Annotated in this window: 4 protein-coding genes; all 4 read right to left on the bottom strand. The window is 67.2% G+C overall.

What is annotated here, in order from left to right; translation table 11 throughout:
- Nucleotides 1-1395, bottom strand: a 1395-nt coding sequence (locus FJY88_10350; protein ID MBM3287732.1) for a chitinase, incomplete at its 3' end; no start/stop codon positions are given.
- Nucleotides 1396-1592: 197 nt separating this feature from the next.
- Nucleotides 1593-1943 (bottom strand): hypothetical protein, encoded by a 351-nt coding sequence (locus FJY88_10345; protein MBM3287731.1) that lies wholly within the window; start codon nucleotides 1941-1943, stop codon nucleotides 1593-1595.
- Between the two features lie 146 nt (nucleotides 1944-2089).
- Nucleotides 2090-3214, bottom strand: a complete 1125-nt coding sequence (locus FJY88_10340) for a hypothetical protein (GenBank protein ID MBM3287730.1) — start codon at nucleotides 3212-3214, stop codon at nucleotides 2090-2092.
- 176 nt (nucleotides 3215-3390) lie between these two features.
- A complete protein-coding gene (locus FJY88_10335) occupies nucleotides 3391-5391 on the bottom strand; it encodes a hypothetical protein (protein MBM3287729.1) in 2001 nt (666 codons plus the stop codon).
- Nucleotides 5392-7290 lie beyond the last annotated feature (1899 nt).

Genomic DNA, 7290 nt, shown 5'->3' with positions numbered 1-7290 from the left:
GATGACATGCTCTCCGGCCGACCGTGATTGACAGATGCGACCGCGGACGGATCGCCCGCGGAGGTCCAAGAGCTCGCACTCGACCTCGGCGTCCCCACGGAGCCGGTAGCGGACGGCGATGTCCCTCCGGGCGGGATTCGGGAAGGCCCTCAGCTCCGCTAGCTCGCTCGACGCGTCTGGATCGTCCTCTTCCGGAACTGAGATGGTCAGGCCATCCAGGTAGGTCCGGTGGCTTCGGGAGAACTCGTAGCCATAGTACGAGTCCCAGTTGATCGACCAGGTCATCAATCCTCGGAAGGCCGGGTAGCCGTCTGGATTCGCAAGCTCGTACCGGCCGCCGAAGGGAATCCCGCGGATCAGGTAGTCCAGCGCCTGGTGCACGAGATCCGGCGGCGTGTACCCGCCTCCCGCCTGAGGTCCTGCGGGCAGTCCGATGGCGACCTGATCCTGGCGCAGGGGCGGAAACGGGATCGCTCTGTCCCAGACGTCCACCGTGAAGCCCGCCAGCAGCATCTCGGCCATGGCCGCATGGAAGTCCGCTGTCGCCGGCTCGTAGATGTTCCCGTCCCTGCCGAACATCGACCCCGTGTTGTAGTGCTGCACGTGGATGAAGGACCAGCGCTCGCGGAGGGCGTGGATCACCGGCAGGTAGGCCCCCCAGATGCCGCTATAGGCCTGGTAGCCTCCCTGAACCTGCGCGGTCTCAGGCGCGGCGGACAGCAGATGGCCGGGGTACAGCGCCATGAGCGTGGACAGGGCCTCGATGAAGTAGACGATGCGCGGGCTCGTAGGAGACCGGAAGTCATCGTCGCCCGGATCGAGGGCCAGGGATCCCCCCTCGAGGTCGACGTCGACGCCGTCGAATCCGTACTGATCGAGGATGCCGCTCATGGAAGTGACGAAGCTGGCGGCGTCGGTGGGGTCGTCCACGGTGATCGGGTCCGCGCCGCCGCCGATGGAAATCAGCACCTTCTTCCCCTGAGCCTGCAGCGCCTGGACATCGGCGACAAACTCCCCGCCTGTCGGATAGATGCCCGGGTCGGGCGCGAAACGCATGGTCGCCCCGGCAGGGACCGTGGGTGTTGCGAAGGCGACCACGACGACGTCGTAGGAGGCCGGGATCTCCGTCAGACGCAGGGTGACGGGCCAGCCCGCCCAGTTGTGCCAGTACCCGATGAGGAGCTTGCCGGGTAGGTCGCGCTCCGCATGCCCCGCGACAGCGGCTCCGGGGGCGGTCACCGCGAGGAGGAGAGCCGTGACAAACCACAGCAACGTGGGGCTGAGCGCCTTGGACGGCGCGCCGATTGAATCAACGCCAATGGGAGCCTGGGACCGGCACCTGATGCCGGCATCGCCGTCCGCTTCGATGAACCAGATCGCCCGCATGGATGGCATCGTCGTTCCTCGGCCCCTTCGGTTGCCCGCGAACGATTCTAGCGACTCATGGAGGACTACTCAATAGGAGGCAGAGGGTCGACGCCGAGCGGATCGACGGAGGGTGCGCTCGGCCCTCATGGCGGACGGCGCTCGTCCTTACGACGGGGCCGATCAGCCCGATGCGAGGCAGGGCAGGATCTAGAATTCGCGGATCTTCAGCGCTTCTCTGTCGCGTAAAGATCGTAGAGGTTCATGTCGAAGGTCTGGTTGCCCTCGAGAGAACCCTGAACCATCGCCTCCTTCAGTCCGCCTATGTCACCCTTCTTGATGAGCTCGCGTATCCGCGGGGTGTCAATCAGGAGTTCCACGGCGGGCAGCCGCTTCCCGTCCTTTCCGATGACGAGCCGCTGGGAGACGATCCCGCGGAGATTAAGCGATAGCCCCATGAGGACTTCGGCGTGGCGAGACTGACGGAAGAAGCTCAGGATCCGCTCCAGCGCCTGGCTCGCGCTCGTCGCGTGAAGACTCGCCAGGCAGAGGTGGCCGGGCCGATAAGGACACTTCATCGCGCCTTCCCCCGCTTCGGTCACCCGCGAACCACTCTACCGACCCCGGGAGGAGCGCTCAAGGTGACGAGGCGCGCTCGCTCACGGCCTCCTCGCCCCCCTGCGCAGCCCTCCTGCAGCTCGAACCCGCCCTCGGCTCCAAGAAGTCACCTCCACCGGACGTCGACAGGATAGGCTCCGCCCTCAGACCCACTGAACCGCGCGGGCGCCAAGGAGGGCGCCACCCACGGCCATCCAAGATGCCGCAGGATCCGGCCCACCACATCGGGATCGGTCAGGAAAGCGAGCACAACCATCGGGATCGACCTCGCCGCCGTCGAACACCGAGGGCAGGAGAGAGCATCGACGTGCAACAGTTGGCGCAGCAACTGCGCCCACGGCATGCGGCGACGGCCGGAGAATGCCGCCCTCTGCCCCCTTCCCTCGCCCCCCACTCTCCCCGAGGCATGCAGCTCCAGCTCGCAAGGCGCCTGGGCCTCAGCGCCGGCATCCTCCCGCGACGGAGCAGAGGGCAAGCACCGCCGCATCCGACTGCGGTTCGCGAAAACCCCGTGGTATCGCACCTGATGGCTATACGGGAACGAGACCAGAACCGCCAGCCGGCGCAGGAAGTCCAGGGGATCCAGGATCAGATGCGTCGCTCCCCCCTCCTTCGGCCAGGGACGACGCAACCGGTAAACCACCCTGCCATCCTCCCGCAGGGAGAGCCGCTCCTGGCAAAAGGGAGCCCGAAGACCGTAACGCAGCAACCGCTCGAGCGCCTCACGGTCCCACGAGGGGACCGCTTGCGCCGCGTGCAGAGAGAATCCCTCCATGGACGCGCACAGCGGCTTGCCGCGGATCCCCTCCCCCTCCAAGCCGGGCAGCTCAGGATCCTCCCGCTTGCCCACAGGAGGATCCCTCGAGAAGAACAACGCCTCGCATAGAGCCGCAAGCTCGGGATCCAAGTAGTCGCTGCCCCGCGCTTCCCAGGCCGCAACCACCCGACCCATCAGACGCCGAGCCACCGTCGCGGCCAACTCCTCCACCTCCGCCGTCGTCGGCGCGGGCAAGGGCTCGAAGCGCAACGGCCCAACAGCCCCCCCGCCCACGGAGGAGTCCGCCACCCATAGCCCATCGGGCAGCACGCTGTGCAGGTGCGGGCGCCAGAAGACGATCGCGCTGATGAAGAGCACGGAGAGGACCAGCACCCAGCCGCCCGCTCCGAACGCGAGGCGGATCGGGGGACCCGAGCGGGGCGGCGTCCGGCCGGCGGGTTCTCCATCAACCATGCCGGCACAGACTGCGGGCGGGGCCCGAGGCGGTCAAGGCCCGGCTCGGGGCGGACTCCGGGCCAGGCCTTGCACCAGTCTCCAGCCGGGCTCAGGCGTGAAGATCGGGGCGTCCCGCGGGCAGGGGACGCCCCGACCGCTTCGCACCTCGCCGGCCGCGCCGCGCGGAAGATGCGCTAGCGCTGAGTCGAGGTCTTCTCTTCGGGGCGGCCCATCCTCAGGCTCGCCGGCATCCCGTAGGACTCCGGATCTAGGTACTTCCCTCGCTCGGACGCGGGCTTCTCCTGCTCCACCGGTGGCGCGAGCTTGTGCAGTGTGGGATCGTTGCGAATCGCCGTCACCTGCCATGAGACCTTGAGCCCGGGCGTCCCGCCGGCGATCTTGAACCGGTTGCCCTTGATCTCCTCGGCGATGTAGACCGCGGCGTGTCCGCCGATGCAGGTGACCTGGTAGCTCGGATCCCGGTTCACGGCGTCGTACCAGTCGGCCAGCTCCACCCAGGCTTCTCCGGCGTCGTCCAGCACGGCGTTGCCCCGGTACGTGTTCAGGACCTCGTCCGACTCGACCGCAAAGTGATTCAAGTACTCGTTCGCCGGATCCAGCGGGTGGTCGATCCGGAAGGACTTGGTCCCGGAGCAGTACAGATTGCCCCACACGTAGGCGTCTCCGCCCAGGTACGCGGAGTAGTTGGCCTGGCCGCCACTCGCGGTCACGTAGAGCCCGTAGTTGTTGCCGTGGCCGCCGACCACACTGCTCATCACCCCGTAGTAGCCGCCGCCGTACCCGGTCGGATTCACGATCGCTTCCAATCCCTTATACCCACCCGTGAACTTGCCTCCGATCCCGTAGTAGTCGGCCGGCACGCTCTGGCCCTCGACGGCCACGATGTCGGAGTTGGGACCGTTGTAGACCGAGAGGAAGGTGGGCCAGGTCGTCTCGGGATTGCCGCTGGTGATCTGCACCCGATAGCCGTCGTCCCAGACCAGGGAGTTGCCGAGGGTCGTGGGGCCGGTGAACTTGGGCAGGTAGTTCCAGGTGCCGCTCCCGCCGATCCCTCCCCCGGTCGAGGCGATCGTGATCGTGTTGTTGGCGTCGTTCGGGGTGATGGTCACGTTCGATCCCGCGATCAGGTCGATGTCGCCGCCGTCGTTCGTCACCCCGTCGAGGCTCGAGACGATGCTCGGCTGGACCATGTCGGTAGTCACCGAGTTCCCCTGCCCCTCGTTCACGAACCGACTGTCGTACGCGCTGCCGTCGAAGTAAGACGGGCTGAGCGCGACGACATCCGTCCCCACGGTGATTCCCACGCCGGCCCCCACATGGAGCGTGGCGTCCCCGGACTGCGCGCCGCCGACCAGGCCGTTACCGGCGGTGACCGCCGTGATGTCCCCGCCCCCACCCCCGCTCGCTGAGATCGTGATCTGGTTGTTCGCGTCGTCCGGGGTGATGGTTACGTTCGCGCCGGCGATCAGGTCGATGTTGCCTCCGTCGTTGGTCACTCCGTCCACCGCGCCGACCATGTTTGGCACGACCATCTCGGCGGTGACGGAGTTCCCCTGCCCCTCGTTCACGAAGCGCACGTCATGGGCGCTGCCGTCGGCGTATGAAGGAGCAAGAGCCACCGCATCCGCCGAAACCTGGATGCCCGTCCCGGCGCCGACGCTCAGCGGCGCGTCCCCGCTGGTCGCGCCGCCGGTCAGGCCGTCGTTGGCGTAGACCGCGGTGATGTCGCCGGCCGTGCCCCCGGCCAGCCCCTCGGCCACCACGGCCCGGTAGGCATACGGCGCGCTGGTCAGCCGCACGCGGGGGACCATCTCCGACTCGCCGCTGAGCTGCACCCCGAGCCAGTACGGCACATCGAAGGGGAGGTTGAGCGTGATCACGCTACCGAGGGTGGCGTTGTAGACGCCTCCGCCGACCCACAGGGTCTGGGTTTCGGTCCAGAGGGCCGTGCCGCCCCCCTCGACGTTGTAGATCCGGAAGGTCATGGTGTAGTTGCCGTCGGGCGCCGCCGAGCCTCCAGGGAGCGTGAGCAGGCCCTGATGGCTGACCGTCCGCGGGATCTGCGCGGAGACTGTGGTCGCGCCGACTACCGACAGGATGGCGAGAGTCACCAGGATTTCGGCCGCCACTCTCCTCAGACCCGCCGCCGTCGTTGAATGTGTTCTCGTCCTCATCGTTGCCTCCATGACGAATGCCCTCCGGATTTCTTCTCGGCCTCGCGCGATCTGCTGCGGGATCGACTGGTCCGCGCGCAAGCCGCTCTTGCCGCTGCATGCGCGCTCATTCGGTCTTCTTTCCTTCCGGAAGCCCGATCCGCATGCTCGCGGGCATGCCGTACGACTCCGGATCTAGGTACTTGCCTCGCTCGGTCGCGGGTTTCTCCTGCTCCACGGGCGGGGCGAGCTTGCGAACCGTGGGGTCGTTGCGCACTGCGAGAACCTGCCAGGAGACCTTGAGCCCCGGCTTGCCACCGGCGATCTTGAACCGGTTGCCCGCGATCTCCTCGGCGATGTAGACGGGAGCCTGGTCGCCGATGCAGGTGAGCTGGTAGCGCGGGTCGCGGTTGATCTCGTCGAACCAATCGGCCAGCGTCACCCAGGCCTCGCCGGAGCCGTCCAGAACTGCGTTTCCGGCGTAGGCGTTCAAGACCTCGTCCGACTCCATGGCGAAGTGGTTCAGGTACTTGTTCGCCGGATCGAGCGGGTGGTCGATACGGAAGTCCTTCGTTCCGAAGACGTAGAGATTGCCCGTCACGGCCACTGCTCCATCGAGCCAGGCTGCGTAGTTCGAGCCGCTGGCGCCGCTGGCCGAGGCGTACAGGCCGCAGGCGCTTTGTCCCCCGGATGCCGTCGCGAAGACGGCGTACTTCTCGCCGGAGCCGTCGACGCTCGACTTCACTCCGTAGTACGTGAAGTTTCCCGTCGGGGAGACCTGCGCCTGCACGCCGATGTAGCCCCCTTCGAACGCGCCGCCGATCCCGTAGTAGTCCGCCGGTCTGCTGTAGCCCCGGACGCCGGCGATGTCGGCGGCCGTCCCGCCGGCGTACTCGGCCGAGAAGGCTGCTCCGGACAGCGGACTCCACTCCTGCGCGCGATAGCGGAGCGCGCTCCGGGAGAGCTCGAGCGGGTAGGGGCGGCCGTAGAGACTCCAGGAGAACCCGAGCACTCCGTCCTCTTCGTCGTTGATCGCCCACGTCGTGCCGTTCGTCGAGGAGAAGCGGACCTGGCCCTTGCCGGTCGGGTCCGTGCGGCCAATCATCAAGAAGGGGTAGCGAGTCCCGGCGAGGTGCATCTGGGCGTCGTTGAACTGGTCCACGCTTGCGACCGTGAGGCGGTATGAGGGACTGCTCGTACCGATGCCGACCTTGGATCCGTTGTCATAGAGGAGGGAGTTGCCGATCGTCGTTGCTCCCGTGAACTTCGAGAGGTAGCTCGTCGTGCCGCTGCCCCCGATCCCGCCCCCGCCACCGCTGGCTGAGATCGTGATCTGGTTGTTCGCGTCATCCGGAGTGATCGTGATGTTCGATCCGGCGATGAGGTCGATGTTGCCGCTGTCATTGCTCACCCCGTCCACGCTCGATACGATGTTCGGAGCGACCATGTCGGCCGACACGGAGTTCCCCTGCCCCTCGTTCACGAAGCGCACGTCATGGGCGCTGCCGTCGGCGTATGAAGGAGCAAGAGCCACCGCATCCGCCGAAACCTGGATGCCGGTGCCGGCTCCGACGCTCAACGGCGCGTCGCCGCTCGAAGCGCCGCCAATCAGGCCGTCATTCGCGTAGACCGCGGTGATGTCCCCGGCCGTGCCCCCGGCCAGCCCCTCGGCCATCACCGCGCGGTAGGCGTAGGGGGCGCTCGTCAGGCGCACCCGGGGGACCATCTCCGACTCGCCGCTGAGCTGCACTCCGAGCCAGTACTGGACGTCGAAGGGGAGGTTGAGCGTGGTCACGCTACCCAGCGTGGCATTGTACACGCCTCCGGAGAGCGCGAGGGTCTGGGCCTCCGTCCAGAGCGCCGTTCCCCCGTACTCCAGGTTGTAGATCCGGAAGGTCATGGTGTAGTTGCCGTCGGGAG

The organism is Candidatus Eisenbacteria bacterium (assembly GCA_016867495.1).
Lineage (GTDB): Bacteria > Eisenbacteria > RBG-16-71-46 > CAIMUX01 > VGJL01 > VGJL01.
The sequence above is the reverse complement of the archived record's forward strand: the minus strand, read 5'-3'. Positions and strand labels throughout refer to the sequence as shown.